Origin of the sequence: Bacillus sp. FSL L8-0152 (genome assembly GCF_038006365.1) — a bacterium.
Classification (GTDB): Bacteria; Bacillota; Bacilli; order Bacillales; family Bacillaceae_G; genus Bacillus_A; species Bacillus_A cereus.
In genome coordinates, this window is record NZ_JBBOVB010000001.1 from 3,171,931 (window position 1) to 3,193,701 (window position 21,771).

The following is a 21,771-nucleotide window of genomic DNA, read 5'->3' on the forward strand; positions in this document are numbered from 1 at the left end:
CATATTCCCGAAAAATTTAGGATATTTCCGGGGGATGTAATACATTATCTATAATGAATCTTAACAGAAACTTTTTATTTGATTTTCAGTGATTCCTTTAATTAATCCTAGTTCACTAATCAAAAATTCATGTGCGTTATCCAACATTTTTTTTCGCTTGTATTCAGTGCCTTTTCTTTCTTCATACGCATTAAATCACGTACAACTTCAGCACCATCTTGTATTTCACCCGTTTTTATTTTGTCCGTGTTCACTTTATACCTTTGTTTCCACGGCAATAATTTATCTGATTCTCCATGCTGAAAAATGTGTATAATGTGTTTTAATGCAAGTATATCAGTAACTGGGCGTATACTCGAACTTAGTATTTTACCCATAGGAATCATGACTTGCATATTACTGATTGACATTTTTATAACATAATACTGTTGTTTTTTTCCTGAGAATTCTTTTTCTTCTATGGCTTCAATTATACCTGCTCCGTGCATTGGATAAACAATGTTATCGCCAATTTGAAACATATAATCCACCTCCATATATGGTAAACTTCCTTAACCTTAACACATATTTTATTTTTTATCAAATATTTTATAATATCATAAAATTATTTTTATCGTCAACAACTTTTTAACAAAAAATTAAATTGAATAAAAAACATCCCAAAAACAATAGGGAGTGTGTCAGATTTCCCATAAAGGGAAAGGGAATTACCCCGCTTATACTCTGAAATCTCTACTCATTAACGTAGATCAGTTTTCCTTGAAAACGACCAAATCGATCACGTATTTTTTTCAATCTTATGTGGTATTCCAAAATCTCAATTCTTGCTTTTTCAGCTAAAGGTGCAATTGGTCGTAAGTCTTTTAACCCCCAATAATCAACCACTACATCAAGTGCTTGATGTAGTGGTCCATAATTCGCTTCTTTTGCAATTACAGCCATTCTATTTTCAAAATCAGGCATAACAGCACCTCGCATTTTAAAATTCCTAATCACATTGGCAATATAATAGCAATAGTTAGGTTCCCATTCCAAATGTGTTCGAATGAAATCTCGATAAAACGCATAATGAAGAGTTTCATCTTTTGCAACACGGCTTAATAATGTAGCAAGATCTGGATCATGCTTACTTGCAATCTTAGCAACATTATTGTAAAACACCACCGTTGCAAGTTCTTGTAGCGTCGTTATACGTCATCGCTTCGATTGGTGTATGAAAATCAGGCTAAAATCCACCCTCAACGACTGACTTTCTTAATTCATGTGATCGTTTAGAGTTCACACTTCGAGTGAGTAGTAAATATATCATAAATTCGAATGTTAATCCTCTTCTGAAGTCTAAGTATGTATAAAATCTGTAATAACAGAAAGAGACCCTTTAAAAGTCTCAGATAGTTAGAGAAAAAAAAGTCTAGATATCTACACTCTTTTTTTATTTACATTCCTATATAGAGTATCAAGATAAGTTGTCTTAATGCTCTATATCAAGGGTGTCGCCAAGCCAAACAGACCAATTCCCCAGTGGTTGTATATACAGTTTAAAAGTAATTAAAAACAGAAGGATGATTAATAAAGTGGAATTGTTGTAAAAATGGTAGGATATATACTTTGAGGTGTATATTCTATAGAGGGATGATATTGTATGGTTTCATAATAAGGTATAGCGGGATGTTGATAGTATGGCATATACTGCAATGCATGATATACTGCATGCATTGTTGATTGAGCTCCATGGGTTGTATAGACTGAGCCTATTGCCCTGTTTTTAATACAGTAAGGATTTATCATAATAATTCACCTCAGTTAATAATTAAAAAAACATTTATATAATATGTCTAAAAACTAAACCGTGTCACATCAGGATTATGCAGATTTATAACGATAATGAAATAAACCTATTCATACCAAGCATTATGAATAGGATATACGCTATTAATAATATAGCAAGTTGTTTATTTTAAATGCTTTAGAAGCTCTCAAATTGACTTATCAAAATTAAAATATAGGATTTAATTCCAGATTCCCCCCTGAAATCCATAATTGTTTCCGTACCCCTTTTATGCTAAAAAGCCTTCTTTACAAAATTTACCTTTAGTCTAAGTACATTAACTTAACCAGTGCATAGGATAATTTTATAAAATCATGAAGGGTTGATAAAAATGTACTATATTCCTTTTATGTATCCATGTCCTTATTATGTTAATGTACCGTATAACTATGGAAAACCGCCTGTTTACTGGACTTTCCCCAATGAGATAGAGTATGCAAACAGATTTGATTCTTTTAGTTTTTCCGGCGGTGTTGGAAGTATTTCGTTAACAGATTATGGATCAGAACCATTTGTTGTTAATATAAATGAAGCAACAAAACAAAACAATAAGTATCGTACTGCTTTATGGACAGGTAAACATTTACAAGTTACCTTAATGAGCATCAATATTGGCGAAGATATTGGCTTGGAAATACATCCTAATGTCGATCAATTTTTACGTATTGAACAAGGTCAGGGGATTGTTCAAATGGGCAAGAGTAAAGATAATTTAAACTTTAAAAGAAATGTCTATGATGATTTTGCAATAATGATACCTGCGGGAACATGGCATAATGTAACTAATACAGGTAATATTCCGTTAAAACTTTACTCGATATACGCTCCTCCAAATCATCCATTTGGTACCGTTCATGTTACTAAAGCAGATGCATTGGCTATGGAAGAAAGTTATAGTCATAGCAATAAGAATACAGTTAGTTAGTTATTAATCAAGCTTTATTAAAAAAGAATGCACATTTTAATCTGTGTGCATTCTTTTTTATTAATATATACATAAAGACTTTGCAAGAAAATCTAATAAAGTTGTGTTCCCAAAAGTAATGATCTTATTTTTTCGAAATTTCGATATTCAATCTCTACTTCTTCTGACGGTTTCTTATACTTCATAAAAACCAAAACATGTCACCTACTTCTGCAAGGATTTAACTGTGTGAAAAAACTTGATTCTTAATATAGAATGTACACGTTTCTTAATAAAGTGATGCTCTTGCTCTACCTTGTTTGGGGGTCATAGTAACATATTAAACTTCTAAATTACATCTATACGGTATCAAATCAACATAAGCCAATAACAACTAGTTAATGGCAGGTTAGGTGGCTCTGAGATTACCGTTGTATTATACCCCACAATAAAACTAAGTGGAATGGTTGCAGAAGCCCATCCTAGAGTGAAAAATTGATTTGCAATTGTATTACCCGAACTAAAAATAGGTGTTTGACCGATAGAACTCGAGTCAATTCCGATAATTCCCTTTCCGGCAGTATTTTGGATACTGTTACCATTAACTTCTATGAATTTAAATATAGTAAAATCCGCATTAAACAATAAAACAGGTACATTTCCTTCATTTACTGTTGTGTTGTTTAAAAGAAACAAACCAAAATTTGTACCAACAAATTCCTCGATATCTAGCAGGTGTCTTAATGTAGCCGGAGATAAGTTGTCTTGTGTATTATTGCTTATTACTAAATTCCCTTGAAGTGTGCCTGAATTAACGGTTATATTCGTTATGATGATAAATCTGCATCTCGTGTTACCTGAGTCAGACACAAAGGTGTTATCGTCAATAATACTTTGCCCTGAAGTAGAGGAAATAATGATATAGAAGTATCCGTTGTTAGGTGAAGCAGCGGGTGCATAGGTAAAATTACAATTTGTTATTTGGAATTCAGTTGCTTTAATGGCGATACCGAGTTCGCATACTGAAATTTCACAACTATCAACATATATTCCTGTTGCTAACAAATTATTAATTGAAATAACAGACTCTACACTCAAAACAGAAGGGAAATTTTGGACAATTGACATATTACGAAAAATAACGTTAGATACTGTAACATTAAACATAGAGATTACAGTATTCAAGGTAGTAATAACGGTAGTTGCCCCTATTCCTTGACCCTCAATCGTTACCGTTTTATTAACAGTAACAGTGGATGTAATTATAAAGGTCTCAGCGTCAAGTAATAACCTGTCACCATTATTAGCGACAGCTAAAGCTGCATCAATTGTAGTATAAGTCTGCGTTGAACCCACAGGAATTGTGGCACCGGTAGGTGTTGGAATAGCTCTGACCATTGGAGGTACTGGCTGAGAGAGCTTATAATATGTTCTCCCTGTGGATAGGTCAATGTAAATATCTCCTAAATTTCCAATAGCGCATGTGGGATCTCCAACCCCTGTTAAAACCATGGCACCTGTTTCTCCGGTTGGGCCTGTTCCTCCGGTTGGGCCTGTTTCTCCAGTTGGGCCTGTTCCTCCGGTTGGGCCTGTTTCTCCGATTGGGCCTGTTTCTCCGGTTGGGCCTGTTTCTCCGGTTGGGCCTGTTCCTCCGGTTGGGCCTGTTCCTCCGGTTGGGCCTGTTTCTCCAGTTGGGCCTGTTTCTCCAGTTGGGCCTGTTTCTCCGGTTGGGCCTGTTTCTCCAGTTGGGCCTGTTTCTCCGGTTGGGCCTGTTCCTCCGGTTGGGCCTGTTTCTCCAGTTGGGCCTGTTTCTCCAGTTGGGCCTGTTTCTCCAGTTGGGCCTGTTTCTCCAGTTGGGCCTGTTTCTCCAGTTGGGCCCGTTTCTCCAGTTGGGCCTATTTCTCCAGTTGGGCCTGTTTCTCCAGTTGGGCCTGTTTCTCCAGTTGGGCCTGTTTCTCCAGTTGGGCCTGCTGGCCCAACTGGGAAAGTAAATGAAGGAATTGCTGGAAACGTTGGCCCCACCAAATTAGAATCCAAAGCTCCAACCTGAATCCCTTCCCATTTCCTATGTTCATTTTGATTATCGAACATCTTAACACCTCCAAACAGAGTATGCTCATTCCTTAGATAAGGAAATCGATTTTGCCTCTATGGTATTTTATGTGAGGAGATTCGCCAATTTACCTATATTATGAAAAAGCAAAAAATAAAAGGCTCTGTTCGATCCTGTTGCGAAGTATCTTAAACTAAGTTACAACCTTAAAAACAGACACAAGAAATGAGTGAAAATAAATCAAAATCGTATGGCAAACAAGTTATTATGTTATCTAAAACATTTGCTTCTAATCAACTATGCAACAATTCTGAATACAAAAACAAAAAACTTGAAAATCTTTCAATTCGTGAGAGAAATTGCCTCTCTAAAACAATAACACTTTTTCAAGAAGGGACTGCACCTAAAAAAGACAGCCATACAGTATGAGATATTAATCACAGCATTATGAGGGGATACAGTAAAACTGGAACATAGTATAGAGATAAATTATTCTATATGAGAGGTGTTTCAGATGAAAAAACAGTATGATGAAATGAAAAAAAAAAAAAAAACAATGTATTGAATTGGCGGTTAAAGAAGGGAGTACAACTTCCAGTATTCAAAGAGAATTTGACCTAGGGAACGGGACACTAAATGCATGGATAAAAAAGTATTCTCCCCTATTTTTGGATGATGAGGTATCTAATATGAAAGAACTGCGTTCTTTACGAAGTGAAATCCTGTCATTAAAAAAGGAAAATGAACTTTCAAAAAAGGCGACAACCTTCTTTGCCAGCAACCAAAACTAACACGTTTTCAGTTTGCAAGACGATATAATCAAATATTTGGAGTGCGCTGGATTACACCATATAATTGCTCATAAGATTCACAACATTGTTCAACTCTCTGTTTGGTCAAGAGAAATAGAACTCATCCCCGTACCTACTAACTTTATTGGAAGAAAATTTAAATCCATTCAATCTTATTAAACTAAATGGTGCGTTAGTGGTATACGGAAAATTAAATTAATCAGACTTTTTTATAAAAAACAGTTCTGAAAAATAATAGAAAGCCATCGTTTTGTTCAATTACTGTTTAAAACAATGGCTTTTTATATGCATTGAAATTACGGGTTTAGAATGATTTTTTAACCAAACTTTATTCTAAACCAACACCAAGCCCTTAAGTTGATGGATGTAGTGTTATAACACATATAGTGTAAAAAATTAATACCTTTGTTATTTTTTGCACCCATTTTTTAATAAACAGCAAATAAAAAAGTTACAATAGATCATTGTTTTGCGCATTCAAATATATCGATACCACCTATTTCCTTATTTAATTCTGGATACCTTGAGGAAATGAGAATAGATTACATGGATCATACTTTTTATTGATTTCTCTTAAACGTTCAGCATGCCCTCCATAATAAGCAATCATATAATCTTTTAATTCACTATAAGGAAAATTTATAAACGAACCTTTTGTAATAGTTTTTATATAATCAAAACGCTTTTCAACCCATTGAACATTGTCTTTTTTATAAATAGGGTCTTCCCATATGGTTTGGATACCTAGAATATAATGAGCATCACGATAATAGAAAGCAGTCGCATCTCTATCTACACTTTTAACGTTCCCTCCAAGTGGATAAAGGCTAATTGCTGCAAAAACACTTCCATTTGCCTTATCTTCAATAAGGTTAACGATCTTTTCAATTTCTTCTTCGTTATATTGCCTATGGACAAAGCGACCTGTAGATTTAAATTGTTCCGATGAAGGATATGAAGACTGTACAATGTCCATTGCTTCAAGAAAACTAACATATTGTAAATTCATCCTCCCCCCACCTATATGGAGTAGCTCTTGTAAAATAATTGTTGCATCTTCAAGAGTACCGTAATATAAACCACGTCCATATATCGCCATTCCTTCTGCGATGGAATTATAAATACTTACACCAATTGTCATTTTATTATTTAAGTTAACTAACCAACTTTGCCATGTACGAAGAAACTCTTTTTGGAGATTTACTGAAGTATTAGGCCAATATAATTCAATTAAAGTAACTTTATCAACTTTTGGAGGTAGCTTAAAAGTTAGTGAAACAATGACACCAAAGTTTCCACCCCCGCCCCCCCGACATGCCCAAAATAAATCTTTATGGCAGGTTTCATTCGCTCTAATAACTCTACCTTTATAGTCTATTAATTCTAGCTCTATTAAGTTGTCGCAGCCAAGCCCGAAGTATCTACTAGAGTAGCCCCATCCACCACCTAGTGTGTATCCACTTACTCCGACAGTTGGACAAGTGCCTCCTGGAAATGGATACCCTTTAGAGGATATAAAATCATAGATTTGTTCATTTTTTACGCCCCCTTGTATTTTTAGTGCTTCTCCTTTTAAAGTAACCTCTAAACAATTCATTTTGCTTATATCAATAACAAGGACGTTATTACCAATAGAATATCCCTCATAATGATGACCACCTGAGCGTATACGGATACTCACTTTGTTTTTCCTTGCCCAAATAATTGCATTTCTTACATCACAATTTGTATAACAATAAACAATAACAACTGGGAATTTTTCTATAGAATGATTCCATTCTTGTCTTGCCTTTTCATACTCACAATCAAATTCTGTAATAATTTCCCCAGTTAATCCCTCAAAATTCAATTTAATCATACTAAATCCCTTTCATTTTAAGATAGATTTTTTGGTTATAACTAGTGTATGTAATTTATTATTTTATGTGATTTTTAGAAACACAATGCTACCTAGCGCATTATGAACTAGTATGAATAAACGTTTAGAAACAAATAATTTTGATCTTCATAAGGTAAACAAACGTTGATATGTAAGAGCAATGAAATATAAAGTCTGAATACATATTACAATTGAGATTAAAAATCTAATTAGCCACCCTAAATAATTAAATAACTATAGATTAAAATAGCAATCCACGTTGTACTTTTTCACATAAGTATTATACTAACAAGAATGGGGATTATATAATTATGAAAATAAAACAGCCAAATCCTAAAAGAGTATGGAAAAAAAGAATGTTTATATTTCTTTTGATTGTTTTCGGATTGATTATTACAGGAGTTAGTTATTGGAACCTTTCACCTACTCCCAAAGCATTTCTCATAAAAAAAGCATTTGAAGGTGGAATGTTTGTTCAATCTGATAATTTTAAAAACACTCTAAAAGAAACAAAAATTGTTAAGGACATCAATTATAATTCTAAATTTCCTGATGGTACATTAGACATTATTTATCCAAAAAATCATAGTGAAAAAACACCTGTTATTTTTTGGGTACATGGGGGTGGGTTTGTTGGTGGAGATAAATCTGATATCACTGGTTATGCAGTAGAATTAGCTGCTCGTGGTTATATAGTGATAAATATAAATTATGCTCTTGCACCTAAGATGAAATATCCTACACCAGTACGCCAACTTGGTGAGGCTTATGTATATATACAAGAAAATGCAAAGAAATATAATGTACAACTAAATCACGTTTATTTTGCAGGAGATTCAGCTGGAGCACAGATATCTGGACAATTCGTTAATATTCAAACATCTCCCGATTATGCAAGATTAACTAAAATGGATCCTATTGTTGAACCTTCTACAATTAAAGGTACGTTACTACTTTGTGGTCCGTATGATATGCCTGCATTAGCTAAAATGGAGACAACTAAAGAAGTGCAAAACTTTATGCGTACCACTGGTTGGGCTTATTTTGGGAAAAAGGATTTTGAAACCTTACCTGAAATAGAGATTGCTTCAATCTTTAAACATATAACAAAAGATTATCCACCAACGTTTATTACAGATGGAAATACAGCATCATTTGAAGAACAAGCCAAAGCATTAACTTCTGCTTTACAAAATAAAGGAGTTCCTGTAGATACACTTTTCTTTGATAAAAATATCTATGGTGAGTTAGCGCATGAATTCCAATTTAAAATGAATACCCCAGCAGGTCAAGAAGTTTTCAACAAAGCTCTTGAATTTTTAAGTGAAAATAAATAATTTTTCTAATGTTGGTTTAAAAATTAAACACGTGCCATTTTCATTCTAACAATAAACTGAACTTGTATGGAGTGAACCCTTAGAATGAGACGAAAAAAACACCTCTCTAAATCGTAAGTATCAGTTATGATTTTAATGGAGGTGTTTTTTCTTTATCTCACCAAATGGGGTTACAAGAAAAGCTGGCGTTTTTCTATTTTATGGAGAACTAATTATTTCTTCTTTTTAAATATAAAGGGTAATTTATTATCATATTAATTAAACATTTAAAGATAAAAATATACTTAGAAATAGTAATTTTATAGTTTCCCAAAAACAAATATAGTATAGATAAAAGCGATAGTATACTAATAACTAAATGATACATATATTGAGACTGTTTCCCTATTAATCATTCCTAATTACATATCTAAATAGCAAAATATCACAACATACCTGAGGATTAAGAATTTATATGGACCTCTATTCTGTATAAATAAGAGTATAATTGAGCGAATATATTGTTATATCTTATTGAAAGTCAGTGATTTACTATGACAATCAGTTCTTTCCAATAATAAATTAAATTCAGGGTATGGAAGAGTAAATATTAGAGAGTTGCAGGAAAAACAATTGTATTAAAACATGAAATACATGAAACTATTATTGACAATATTAGCGGTAAGACCCTTGATGAATTAAAAGAACAAGTAATAATTATAATTTATAATGGTTTCCCTTAATTCATAAGATGATTAAAATTAATTTATAATAGTTCTTGTAGATTAAAGAAAAATTAATTGAAACTTCCCCACTCTCACTTGATTTAGAAGTGAAGATGGGGGAGTTTCAGCATCCTGAACTTTCTATGCTGAAATCTTAAATATTTTTCTTATTTTAGGGTTTCTTCTTTTACCACAATTTTAATACCTCTCTTCCTAATCCGAATAAGCATACCAACACTCAATAAAATAAAGAATCCTCCAAATATACTAAATACAAATGTAGGTTGGTAATATGTTAATAATAATCCGGAAATAATTGGTCCTACAGCCATTCCCATGTATCTAATAAAGTTAAACATCCCCATTGCACTTCCTCTATTATGTTCAAATTCATTTACAATCATAGTAGCAAATAAAGGAGTGAGGATACCAATTGATATTCCGTGAAGAATTAAAGCAACTGTTACGCCAATTAAAGTATTCGAGTGTGTCACAGCAAATAATATAACGCTCAAAGCTAAGACTACATTTCCAGTTATAAAAAGCTTTTTTTGTGAAATTCTTGATTGAATTGTTTTAAAAGTCATGCTGCCAATCATTAAACTAATAGCCATTGGTAAGTAAAGTAAACCCACTACCTGTAAACTTAATTGATAATGATCAGTTAATAAAATTGGTAAGTAAACAATGAAGGAGAAATAAAGAAAAAATGCAAAGAAACTTAATATTAATATGGAACTGCCCACTTTGCTTTTAAATATAGAAGCATAGTGAGATATAAGTGTTTTCCCACTCAATTCTTTTTTACTTCCTACACGATCCTCAGGGAAATATATCCAATTAATTACAAATAGAATTAAAGAGACTGCCACAAGTAGCCAGAAAACGCCTGGGTAATTATATTTTTCCCCAATAAAACCTCCTAGCACAGGTGCAACAGCAGGTGCAATGGATAACATGGTTTGATATGTACCCATTGCACTTCCTCGTTGTTCTCCTTGAAATACAGTACCAATTGTAGTTGCAGCAATAAGTGGTATTGCAGCTGTCCCTACAGCCTGTAAAATTCTACATATTAAAAATACTGTAAAGTTACTTGTAATTGCACAACCAATACTCGCTATAATTGTTAAAATAATACTCGGAATAAGAATAGTCCTAGCACCTTTAAAATCAATTATAGAACCAAAAACAATTTGCATAATTGCCGTAATAAAAATAAATATGGAAACGGAAAGGTTAACCATTGTTATAGATACTTGGAATGAATCCCGAATTATGGGAATTATTGGAGAATATATGTTTTGATTTAAAGAAGCGAAAAAAGCACTAATACACAACAAATATAAAAGAAAAGAAGCACTTGATTTGACACGGTTCATGCTATCCCTCCTAAAAGATTATTAATAATTAGCTAATTTATTTAAGTTATAATAAATTTATTTCCCCAACATTTTATCGTTTATATTTTGTAAAAACTTCAATATTGCATTTTGTTCAATTTCAGAAAATGAATCAACGAACTGATAAAATTCATTTTCTTTCTGGTCATGAATTTTCTGATGTAATTCACAAAGTGATTGTCCTGCCGGAGTAAGTTGATAATATACCTCCTTTTTGTTATCAACTGACTGAAAACGAGTGATTAAATTTTCTTTTATTAATTTGGTGTTAATTTTTGTGATATTCGCTTTAGATAAATTCATTTTCCTTGCAATTGTAATATTATTTATTGGTTGATTCTCACCAATACAGGCAATTACGTGTATACTTGTCATATTTGTCGGTACATGTTCTATTTCTTCCATTTTTGCTTGCTTAAAAAAAGTCTCAATATCCTTATCTGCCTTTTGTTCATTGAGATGTAACAAATGTAGATAATTATCGTAAATTTTCTGTTTTATGCCCTTATTCATTTAAATGTTTCTACCCCTCTTTGTCTATTTTGTTTTTTGTTTACCGGTAAACTATTTTGATTTTATATCCTCATTTAGCAATTGTCAATTGCTAAATTGGAATTTAACTAATTATGTAAGAACCTTTAATGTATCTGTTTTTCATAATTTATCCTAATAAAGCCCTATTATATTAAAGAGTTAGTTTCAATGCATAAAAGTCTTTTTTTAAATTGTTGACCTAATTATTGTTTACTGGTAAACTTCATATTGTTAACCGGTAAACAATAATTCTAGATAGGGGAAATTATTATGACAAATTTTGTCCATGAACAAACCTTAAAAGCTATTGAAGACTTTGTCATAACAAGAGAAAAGAAAAAATATGCATCTCAAGAGATGATAAAAGAATTAGTTAGTGAAGATGAAAATATAAATAAAAATTGGACTCTAACGCAACTACATATTGTTTCGGTTATTCATGAGAGTAAACAACAAATGAATAACACTCTACTATCTATGGAACTTAATATTTCTAAAGCAACTATCTCTAAAGCTATTCGCGTTCTTATTGATAATAAAATTTTACTGACGCATCAAAATACAGATAATAAGAAGGAAATCTTTTATACTTTAACTGATAAGGGAATACAGTTAGCAATTGTTCATAAAAAATTACACAAAATTGCACATGAGCGTTACAGTGAGTTATTCCAACAATTTAATGATTTCGAGTTACAAGTTGTAACAAAATTTTTAGAAGCATGGAAACAATGTATTTAATTTTTTGTAATATCTGCTTAGAAGGTATATATGTTGACCTTCTCATAAAAATAGAAAAACTAAGGGGTTTTAAGCCCCTTAGTAAAAATTGAATTATATTACTAACTAAAATAGCCATGTTTTTTAAACCAACTTATCAAAAAGAATAGGCATGGAAATAGGTCCACGTGTATAAAGTCCTTTTTCAACATATTGAAAATCTTCTTCTAATTTAATATTTTTCATATTATCTAAGACTACATTTACAACTATTTCAATTTCTGATTTCGCAAACGCTGCTCCTACGCAATTATGAATACCTGATCCGAATGCAAGATGTCTTGCAGCACCACTAAATGCCCTTTTAATATCAAGATCCGGGCGATAAATGTTGAATTCATCCGGTCTTTCAAATGCATTAGGGTCACGGTTCGCTGCACCAATCATACAAAATACCGTAGTTCCTTTGGATAGTTGGATACCACTTATTTCCGTATCTTTTGACAATTGACGTGGGATCAATTGCACTGGTGGATTGTAACGTAAAGTTTCTGCAATAGCTAATGGTACTAATGAACGATCACTTAATACATCTTGCAGTTGTTTCGGTTGGTTAATTAAATTATAGATTAATAAAGCAAGAGTCTTATCACCAGGTTCTGTTGCAGCTAATAATATATTTAAAATCAATGCTAGAATATCAGTATCAGTCATAGCTATTCCTTCATATTTTGCACTGCATAATTTAGAAATTAGGTCTTCCCGTGGGTTTAATCTTCGCTCTTTAATAATTGGTTCTAAATAATTAGCTAACTGTTCACTGCACCAAAGAGAATGTTTTTTTGCCTCTGGTGGTTGATTTATACTGGTAATAAAATCAGCTACACCGCTATGCCATTCTCCTATCTTCTTATGATCTGTCTTATCTAATCCAATCATATCCATTGTTACATAAACAGCAAATGTTCTGCCAAAATCATTAATTAAATCTATCTTTCCATTTGGAAGGTGTGGAAATAGTAAATCTTCTGCATTCTTTTTAATTAAAGGCATTAATTTTTGTAAAGCATCTCCCATAAAACTTCTTAAAACAATTTTTCTTTTCGCAACATGCTCTTTTCCACGCATTTGTGCTAATACTGGTCCACGCATTACTGGCTCAGCACGTTCAGCTAATGATTTTGTTGTAAATGTTTCAGTATCATTCAATATATTACGGACATCTTGATATCTGCTAATAAAATAACTATCAGTCTCAGCTTCGTAATGTACTGGGTCATTCTGACGTAGGTATGAAAAATACTTATATGGATTTTCTTGAAATTCCTCTGTTAATATATTTACCGTTTGTATAGTATTTGACATATTTCTTCCCCCTTGTATTGGATACTTACTATTTGCTAAGATAAATCTTCCATTTCTTGTACCATTAAATATCCTTGATTTGGTTTCATCTTGATAGAAAAATCATTTCTAACTATCTGTTCACCAAGTTCCCATGGTTTATGATAAATAAGTACAGTTTCTTGCGTTCCTAAAATTTCAGCTCCTCCAATAAAAAATGGTAGTTCTGCAATTACATATTCTACTGCAATATTTAGCATGTCATTTGATATGTGATCAATATCTATATTGGTACCCCTTGCCCTACCTAGGATGGCTGCGTGTGACATTTCTAAGCAAGCATTTCGAAAAGGAGTTTCGTTTAAAAAGATACGTTCGGCTTCTGCTCTCATGCTGTTATATGCATAATTATCATTAAAATCAGAAAAAGTATGAATAGAATTTACGTTACCACCATGCTCTTTAAGTGCTTTTTCAGCTGATCTTCTATTACGTGATACTTCTTTTCTTACTTTTCTTTCAGCCTTTCCTTTTGGTGTTCCTAATGCTTCAAGCAAATTTGCAGCTTCTTTTCCAGCTAATAAAACACTAACATCATCAAATGTGTGTAATGCCCATTCAATAAGTTTATTAATATATTCATCTGAGAATCTACTATTAAACGGACTAATACCTATTAATGCATGGTTACTACGTTTAAATATTTCAGCACAATTAGTAGATAAGGGGTGAGAAATAAATTTCCCAACATTTCTTACCGCTATAGAATGTGTCATACAATCATCCCTTTATTTTTTTATCAATATAAACTATTTTATTAATTTTTAGTGATTGAGAATACATCGCACTATATATATTAAGAGATAGGAAAAGTTACTAAATATGAATACTAAATAAAAAGTTTATCATAATGTTCACCGGTGAACAAAATAATTCTATATCGCAAATGTTTATTTGTCAATATAGATTATTCTGAAAAATAACCAAAATAAAAAACTTATATTTTTTATACACATTTTTGTGAACATTTAAAGAAATCTATAATAAACATAATACAAATTTTTAAAAATTATACTTACATTGGAGTTTGAATAGATTAGATAATTTCACAAAAATAATTTATTATTTTTCTATATTTTTAATTGTACCTAGACTAAAACTGAGCAGTATATAAATACAAAGTTACTTGCTTTCTCCGTTTTCCGAACTAAGTGATTTTCTATGTACAGAAAATATATTCCGTACTTTTTTATTTAACCACATGATAAATACACTTATTACTTTAAGAATATTGTATTTTTCCTATAAAAAAAGATATAGACAAACCCCATTTTCATAAATTTTGTTCATATTTTAACTCTGTACAAAGAATCTAAAATTTTAGTTTTTATAATTTTTTTGTAAAAAACTTGATTTTTATAAGAATCTACATATTTATTTAATTTTGGATCCCTTGAGGAAATGTAAATATATTACACGGATCATATTCTTTATTTATTTCCTTTAAACGTTCGGAGTTTTCTCCGTAGTAAGCGCACATATAATTTTTTAATTCGCTATAAGGAAAATTTATAAAAGAACCATTTGTAATATTTATATAGCTAAATCGCTGTTCAACCCATTTAACATTATCTTTTTTAATAGGCTCTTCCCATATAAATTGAATCTCCAAAATATAGTGAGCATCCTGGTAAAAAAAGCTGTATTTTCCTTGTTTATATCATTTATTTTGCCCCCAAGAGCATAGAGGCTTATTGCTGCAAAGATACTACCCCTTGCTCTATCCTGAGTAAGATGGATTATACAATTTACTGTTTATTATAATATCTATAGACCAATCTTCCTGTAGATTTATATTATTCTGATTTAGGATACGATGCTTCAAATTTTTTCATTGCATCTAAAAAGCCAATATACTCCAAGCTAATTGTTACTCCCTCTATACAAACTAATGATTGCAAAATATCGAACGAGAGCGATTAGAATGCCACATTTTTGTAAAACTCATCGCTATTTTTCTATGTTCTTCTACTATGTTTAAAATGTGACAATTAATTTTACAAAAGAAGAAAAGAGAATTAAATGAATATAAAGCCATCGGAATGATTCAAGACCATCTATACATTCTTTATCAAGCTATACGGCAAAACATTCTAAACATTTTGGACAGATATACATCTGTTTCACCACTTTCTTTTAAAATAAACCTTTCATTAAGCTTTATTCCCATATAACTCTTCCAACTCTGTTTATACTGTAACTGTAAATTTAAGTTACACACTATTTATATTAAAAAGGATTATTTTGTATAAATTCAGTTTCCCCTCACTTCACAGTTATAATCTTCACTTACTCCTATGCATAAGTGTTTAATCATCCTATAATTAAGTATGTCCGACCGTGTGCGAATACCTTGTTGAATACCCTTTTAGCTAGGAGTAATCTTAGCTTTTTATTTACTTCTCTGAATAAAAATCAATATTCCGCTCATACTATAATTACATCTAGAGACACATCCCTGTTTGGAGCAGTTAGCTTTTACTAGCTGTTCCTTTTGATTTGCATCCCAAGCATGAATGTAGTAGTTATATAAACTTCCATCAATACGCTCTGTACGTCCGTTGTATGTAACTTTTCATTAACTTCTCGGACACTGCTTCTCGCTGTAAAAATATCATCTGAGTTTGCGAGGTAAATATAGAAATGTCCTAATCCCTGTATTACGGACCATCGCTTTTCCTTTGTAATCTTTCTTCAATTTACTTCTTAATATTTCAATGTACATCTATTTCACCACTTTTCTACAAAATAAAATTTTTATATACATAAATACCTGGCTAAATACCTAAAATAATTAAAAATCTAGGTGATATTCAATGAAAACAGTACTCACGACCCTTAAATATTTATTAATTACACTAGGAATTACTTGCTTAATTATTTTAGGTTACGTATGGTATTTTCCACATTAATTCAAATAGCATTTTGTTTAAATTAACGACCATAAAACCAGACACATTTACCAGTATTTTCAACAATAAATTCATGATATGGTTAATTAGTCGAGTACGTCATAACTTGAAATTCCCCCTTTGAAACCTCGTGAATAAATGGGGTTTCTTTTGTTCAAATCAAAACTACCTTGAAATTTTTTCACCTTTTAATTGGACAGGCATATGATGTTTTATGGAGGTATCCACTCATAGCAATCTACCTTTCTTGTCAAAGGGCATACTTATATGTGTGCTCTTTTTGTTTGTTATGAAGAAACGCTTTGTTCACATTTCTGATACATTTATGAAACCTTCATGTGTTATCTTTAGTAAGTCCTTTAACTACAGAAAAATTTATTATGTAAAAATTCCTAGTCCCCTCTAGAGCTTTTTACATTGAAATAACGATTTTATAATTCATTAACATCTTCATGCTCGCGTGATACATCTGTAAACATTACTGAATTTCTTGCTTTTCTCCTTAAAAACGGTATATGTTACATTCTAAATAAATGAATTTATTTATTTATTTATTATCTTTTCTCATTTCCCATGTGACACAACCTTTTATTGAGCGCTAAGATCAATAAAAGCCTTTTTTACGCAAGATAAAGATTTTATTAAAATTCGCATCTACACCAAAAACATACATACAATATTATGGTATTCTTTTTCAATATTAATTTTGGTCAGAGCCTTTTTCTCTCAGGGCGCTCTTTATTATTTAATGACAGGCTCTATAATTCCAAATAAGGCATACAATATTAAAAATTTACTCGTGAAAATCTGATTACGATTTTTAGATTTTCTATATTTCATAAGACATTCACATGCCTTACTAAGGGTGCATATAAATATGCGCTCTTTTTATTTGTTGTTAAATCATGATTTAGTTTAAAGGTTGCACATAAACCATACGTACACATACGATATAATTGTAATCACCTTTTTCCAAGATGTATCTTGGCCATTGAGCGCCTTAAAAAGCACCCTTTTATTTTTAATGTATACTTTTTGAAGCAATACATATACTTTAAATAACCTGCTATGTCTTCAACTAATATTTTAGTTCCACTTCACTTTTCTTTAGACAATACCCCTCCGGCTATTGTCTTTTTCTATATTCAATAAGAATTTCGTTAATGAATTTATAAGATTATCACCATTAGGCAAAAGCAACATATATTGTTATGGATTTTGGGCGGAGCACCCTGATCAGGTGCTCTTTTTACATACTAATCATTGCGATGGGTAAGACTTTGAGGTTATCTTCATCTTTCCCCCTACTTAACACTGTACGTGCGACTTTCATCGCATACAGCGTCCCATCTTATTCTTCTATACTAAAGTAACTAAATTACAAACTTTACGGAGTCTGTTTATTTTCTTCAATTTTAATTTTACAGAATTTTCATTTGATTTTCCCATATATCAAATTCATAAGAATGATGAGAACTTCATTCCAAAATAAATTCATAAAATAATAAAGTCTCAAAAACGGTAATGTTTTTGGGACTTAGATGAATTATACATATAAACGTTTCAATACTTGTTTCATTTCTGGTTTGATATTAATGCTCGAACGGATTTTTTTGCTTTTTGTTCCGCTTCTTCTACGTTAGATGCATGGCCTAATTCTACTAATAATCCAGTTGCAACTGTCCCTGTACGATTTCATCCACCAGAGCAACGGAAAAATACTTTTCCCTCCTCGCTCTACAGCTTCTTTAACGGCTCCAATTGCATTTTTAACAGACCCCCATTAGCCTAATAATTTCTCCCTGGTAGGCGCATCGATGACTGTATGGATTAATGGAAGCCCAACCAACGATATAAGATTACCTGTATTTACAATCATCTCATGGACATCAGTAATTTTTATTTCTTGTTCACCTTGATGACCTACAATGTCCATTCCATTTTTCGTTCTAACTACGTATTGAATTTTATATAGTGTCATTACCTCACCGCTTCCTTCATCAACCAATTGATGAATACGGCTACCCAAGACGCCACACGCTTCCAGAGCATCTTTTCCCTCTCCTCCGTATGCTTCTTCCACACGTTGCTTTCCCATGATCCATATAATCTTAGTTTCTGGATAGAATTCCTTTAATTTTGCCAACTCTAACAAAGCATTGATTGCAGAATGACCACTTCCCACAACAGCTACATGCTTATTAGCATATCGCTTTTGTTCATTTCCTAAGATATCTGGAATACCATAAAAAATATGCTCGTTAAAAGATTGTTCTTCTTTCAACCAAATACCATTAGAATTTGACGGATTTGGATTTCCCCACGTACCTATGGCATCTAACATCACTCTAGCTTCATAAACTTGCAGTACACCTTCTTTTTCTGTATAAATCATGAATGGAATTTTTTCACGATTCGCTGTTTTCATTTTATCTGTGTCTTTCCTACCTATAGATAGTACTTTAGTATTCAAATGAATCGTTTGATTTTGGAAGGGTCTCCAGCGGCTGTAAGGATTGTTCTACAATTTCTTTCCCTGTTGGCAATGCTTTTATTTCTGGTGACTCCCAGCCACACTGTTCAAGAAGAGACAAAGCCGCTTTATCAATGTTATATTGCTAAGGTGAGGGTACCCGCACATGGCCCCATGTCAGAATGTTTAATCCTATCTTGTCTCCACCTTCTAATAAGATGAATGATTCACCTTATTTTGCTAAATGTGCAGCTGCAGCCCCCTACAGAGCCTCCTCCAATAATGGCTACTGGTAACTTTTTCATTCTCTGCATATCAAATTTTGCTTCAAAAACTTTTCTTCTTTTGAGAAAAATTAAGATAACCTTTGATATAGTTATTAATTTTAATTTAACTCTATAAAAAATAGCAATATAAAATCTTGCCATCTTCTTTATTCCTAACGCTTTTAATGGCGGTGTTGCTGCTAATACAATTGATCCGCTCTGATTCACATCCCCTACGACAGCCAATTTTGTATATCTTGGATCAAGTCCTTTTTTAATACATGATACGCTTGCATAAAAGCTACGAAGGTCTACACAAAGAATAATACGATTCGGTAAAAGAGAATAATCATACAAGGTTATCACTCCTAACAAAAAGAACATTCGTTCTTATTATATACGAACTCATGTTCTTTTTAAAGGTATTTCTATGAAAATTTTGGTTAAAATGACCGGGCTTTAAAAATCTAAAAACACTTAAGAACCCTACAATATTCAAATACTGTTTTCACCATTAGGAGATGACACTGTATTTAGTTCTAAAAAATCTCACTCAATGCATACTACATATAATTAAGAATGATATTTACGCGCTATCAATCACGGCGGGAAAAACTCTGTATACAAAACAGCTAGAATTTCAAGTAACTGATGAACATAAAAACTACTAAAATTCATTTCAGCTTTCATGTCTCTAATTCATATATTCTTCTAAATTTATTTTCAGCAAAATCTCCTACATAGCACCTGTGCCAAGATTCATCTGCATAACTAGTTACATTCTCCTTTTTGCTATTATTAATAGCTTAGTAATAAAAGCTGTTAAACAGCAAAGGTGCGAAGTCTTAAATTAGACTTCGCACCTTATACAAATTTATAATCAGGGACGATACAAACACGACTACAATAATATATACATAATAATCACTCATTATATCTGTTACTTCTTTAATCGGCTGGAGAGAATACAATATATAAACCAATCCTTTTACTTAGCCATCTCTCATTATCGGATTGATTGTTTCTAGATACTTAATTCCCTCTATACTAATTTTAATCGGTAATCTATTCCGATTAAAATTACAAATGATAAATGTATCCAGTTTTCCTTTTTGCCTACTTGCTAAATTCAGCAATTAAAACGTTTTTAAAAGACTCTGGATTATTAATCTTAAAACTGTTCGAATTGACGGCCAATGTATGTTTGCCTCCAAGTGTTCCACCAGCAAAAGTGGAAAACCCTAGAACGCCACCTCTGTGTCCCCATACCGAGACACCGTTCGAAAGCTTAATTTCCAGGATTCCAAGACCATATCCGGTTCCCTCTCTATTTGTAGGAACTGTAGTAAGCATTTGTTTTAACTGCTGTTCCTTCAGTAATTTACCACTGAGTAAGTAAGAGAAGAATTTGTTTAAATCGTCAGCAGTAGAAATCATATCTCCATCCGAGCTACCTGGGTTAATATAAGTAACGTCTTTTAGCTCACTCGCTCCGTCTAGTTGCAAATAGCCACGGGCATGCTTGGTGCCTGGAATCACGCTTGAATTACCAGGTAGAAATGTATTTGACAAATCAAGCGGTTCAATAATTCGGTTTTCAACCTCTTCCGCATAACTGTTGCCAGTTACTTTTTCAATAAGAATCCCCAGTAATACGTAACCTGTGTTTGAATAAGACCAACCCTTTCCTGGTGCAAAATCTGGGGGAAGAGAAATCCCCATTTTGACGAATTCTTCAGCCGTATACGATTTTTTTGTATCCATAATATCGAAGTCTTTTGAATTTATATAATCAGCAATACCACTTGTATGATTCAATATTTGACGGATAGTAATCTGGTTACCATCATATCCGTTTCCTTGAATAACGCCAGGTAACCATTTTTCAATGGAGTCGTCTAGATTCAAACGGTTCTCTCCAGATAATTGAAGTAGAACTGTTGCAATGAACGTTTTCGTCACACTGCCAATGCGAAAGCGAAAATCTGCTTTCATTGGTTTCTTAGTTCTCAGATCCGCTATCCCAGCGGTATAACTCCAAGTTTTACCACCCTCAGAAATTTGAGCGAGTATTCCCGGGTATCCAAGTTGCAGTTCATCTCGTATTGCTTTCTTAACGGAATTACGATCGCTTTGCGTACTTGTTTGTAACGAACTAGATACATTTTGCGTAGGTTCTGCTTTTACAACTGATGTTGGTGTTATGTATAACAGGGAACTTCCACCTATTAAAAGTGCTAGACTTGCACATGTAATTTTACTGCGTGTTTTCATAAAAAATTCCTCTCTTCTATTAAAATTGTATAGATAGTTGATAGAAGTGTCATATACGAACCACACAGCTATCCATTCTCCAAATGATGAAAAGGCAACAATGCATTTGCAATCATTGTACTCATTATTTTCACAAAACACTCTTGTTACTGATTGTTTGTTTTATATGTAGGCCGTAATTGTTCCCCCCTTCACGCCTCCTTATATTTTTATCCTACACAATGAAAATCTCTTTTTTCTTACCTATTCCTTACAAATTCCTTACATA

The 21,771-nt window shown here is 32.4% G+C and carries 13 protein-coding genes and 7 pseudogenes; 6 read left to right on the forward strand and 14 right to left on the reverse strand.

Features of this window, described 5'->3' with window-relative positions; genetic code table 11:
- Positions 1-60: 60 nt before the first annotated feature.
- From MHH27_RS15935 to MHH27_RS15945, 3 genes and pseudogenes are all read right to left on the reverse strand, one after another.
- Positions 61-521 (reverse strand): annotated as a pseudogene (locus tag MHH27_RS15935) (CarD family transcriptional regulator).
- A 211-nt stretch (positions 522-732) separates the two neighbouring features.
- Positions 733-1,395: pseudogene (locus MHH27_RS15940) on the reverse strand (acyl-ACP desaturase); the annotation flags it as partial.
- A 171-nt stretch (positions 1,396-1,566) separates the two neighbouring features.
- Positions 1,567-1,788 (reverse strand): hypothetical protein, encoded by a 222-nt coding sequence (locus MHH27_RS15945; RefSeq protein ID WP_340943299.1) that lies wholly within the window; start codon positions 1,786-1,788, stop codon positions 1,567-1,569.
- A gap of 371 nt (positions 1,789-2,159) precedes the next feature.
- Between MHH27_RS15945 and MHH27_RS15950 the strand changes: the two genes are divergently transcribed.
- Positions 2,160-2,753: a cupin domain-containing protein gene (locus tag MHH27_RS15950; protein ID WP_340943301.1), complete on the forward strand. Its 594-nt coding sequence runs from the start codon at positions 2,160-2,162 to the stop codon at positions 2,751-2,753.
- Positions 2,754-3,101: 348 nt separating this feature from the next.
- Here the strand turns inward: MHH27_RS15950 and MHH27_RS15955 are convergent, their stop codons facing one another.
- Positions 3,102-4,823 carry an exosporium leader peptide-containing protein gene (locus MHH27_RS15955; protein WP_340943303.1) on the reverse strand — a complete coding sequence of 574 codons (1,722 nt, stop codon included), beginning with the start codon at positions 4,821-4,823 and terminating at the stop codon, positions 3,102-3,104.
- A gap of 187 nt (positions 4,824-5,010) precedes the next feature.
- On the opposite strand from MHH27_RS15955, the gene MHH27_RS15960 reads away from it, so the two are divergent.
- Both MHH27_RS15960 and MHH27_RS15965 read left to right on the forward strand, forming a co-directional pair.
- Positions 5,011-5,214 (forward strand): hypothetical protein, encoded by a 204-nt coding sequence (locus tag MHH27_RS15960; RefSeq protein ID WP_340943304.1) that lies wholly within the window; start codon positions 5,011-5,013, stop codon positions 5,212-5,214.
- A 128-nt stretch (positions 5,215-5,342) separates the two neighbouring features.
- A pseudogene (locus MHH27_RS15965) lies at positions 5,343-5,576 on the forward strand (transposase); the annotation flags it as partial.
- Between the two features lie 529 nt (positions 5,577-6,105).
- Here MHH27_RS15965 and MHH27_RS15975 read toward each other — a convergent pair.
- The gene (locus MHH27_RS15975) at positions 6,106-7,455 is read right to left on the reverse strand and encodes an FAD-dependent oxidoreductase (protein WP_340943309.1); all 1,350 of its coding nucleotides are present in this window, start codon (positions 7,453-7,455) and stop codon (positions 6,106-6,108) included.
- Positions 7,456-7,787: 332 nt separating this feature from the next.
- Between MHH27_RS15975 and MHH27_RS15980 the strand changes: the two genes are divergently transcribed.
- Entirely contained in the window at positions 7,788-8,813 is a 1,026-nt protein-coding gene (locus tag MHH27_RS15980; RefSeq protein WP_074651235.1) for an alpha/beta hydrolase, read from the forward strand.
- Between the two features lie 871 nt (positions 8,814-9,684).
- Here MHH27_RS15980 and MHH27_RS15985 read toward each other — a convergent pair.
- Positions 9,685-10,899, reverse strand: coding sequence for an MFS transporter (locus tag MHH27_RS15985; RefSeq protein WP_340943314.1), 1,215 nt, complete (start codon positions 10,897-10,899; stop codon positions 9,685-9,687).
- Between the two features lie 57 nt (positions 10,900-10,956).
- Positions 10,957-11,433, reverse strand: a complete 477-nt coding sequence (locus tag MHH27_RS15990; RefSeq protein WP_044585258.1) for a MarR family transcriptional regulator — start codon at positions 11,431-11,433, stop codon at positions 10,957-10,959.
- Positions 11,434-11,724: 291 nt separating this feature from the next.
- Here MHH27_RS15990 and MHH27_RS15995 point away from each other — a divergent pair, with 291 nt between their 5' ends.
- Entirely contained in the window at positions 11,725-12,195 is a 471-nt protein-coding gene (locus tag MHH27_RS15995; RefSeq protein WP_074651233.1) for a MarR family transcriptional regulator, read from the forward strand.
- A 123-nt stretch (positions 12,196-12,318) separates the two neighbouring features.
- Here MHH27_RS15995 and MHH27_RS16000 read toward each other — a convergent pair whose 3' ends face one another.
- The 3 genes from MHH27_RS16000 to MHH27_RS32030 all read right to left on the reverse strand — a co-directional run bounded on the left by MHH27_RS16000 (position 12,319) and on the right by MHH27_RS32030 (position 15,190).
- Entirely contained in the window at positions 12,319-13,539 is a 1,221-nt protein-coding gene (locus tag MHH27_RS16000; protein ID WP_074651232.1) for a cytochrome P450, cyclodipeptide synthase-associated, read from the reverse strand.
- Between the two features lie 35 nt (positions 13,540-13,574).
- Positions 13,575-14,294 carry a tRNA-dependent cyclodipeptide synthase gene (locus MHH27_RS16005; RefSeq protein ID WP_340943320.1) on the reverse strand — a complete coding sequence of 240 codons (720 nt, stop codon included), beginning with the start codon at positions 14,292-14,294 and terminating at the stop codon, positions 13,575-13,577.
- Positions 14,295-14,956: 662 nt separating this feature from the next.
- Entirely contained in the window at positions 14,957-15,190 is a 234-nt protein-coding gene (locus tag MHH27_RS32030; RefSeq protein WP_445688037.1) for a BBE domain-containing protein, read from the reverse strand.
- 286 nt (positions 15,191-15,476) lie between these two features.
- Here MHH27_RS32030 and MHH27_RS16015 point away from each other — a divergent pair.
- Positions 15,477-15,680, forward strand: a pseudogene (locus tag MHH27_RS16015) (IS4 family transposase); the annotation flags it as partial.
- 2,356 nt (positions 15,681-18,036) lie between these two features.
- Here the strand turns inward: MHH27_RS16015 and MHH27_RS16020 are convergent.
- From MHH27_RS16020 to MHH27_RS16035, 4 genes and pseudogenes are all read right to left on the reverse strand, one after another.
- Positions 18,037-18,267: pseudogene (locus MHH27_RS16020) on the reverse strand (protein-tyrosine phosphatase family protein); the annotation flags it as partial.
- A 27-nt stretch (positions 18,268-18,294) separates the two neighbouring features.
- A pseudogene (locus MHH27_RS16025) lies at positions 18,295-19,280 on the reverse strand (NAD(P)-binding domain-containing protein); the annotation flags it as partial.
- A gap of 96 nt (positions 19,281-19,376) precedes the next feature.
- Positions 19,377-19,586 (reverse strand): annotated as a pseudogene (locus tag MHH27_RS16030) (Y-family DNA polymerase); the annotation flags it as partial.
- Between the two features lie 759 nt (positions 19,587-20,345).
- Positions 20,346-21,503, reverse strand: coding sequence for a serine hydrolase domain-containing protein (locus MHH27_RS16035; protein ID WP_098566909.1), 1,158 nt, complete (start codon positions 21,501-21,503; stop codon positions 20,346-20,348).
- Between the last annotated feature and the right edge of the window lie 268 nt (positions 21,504-21,771).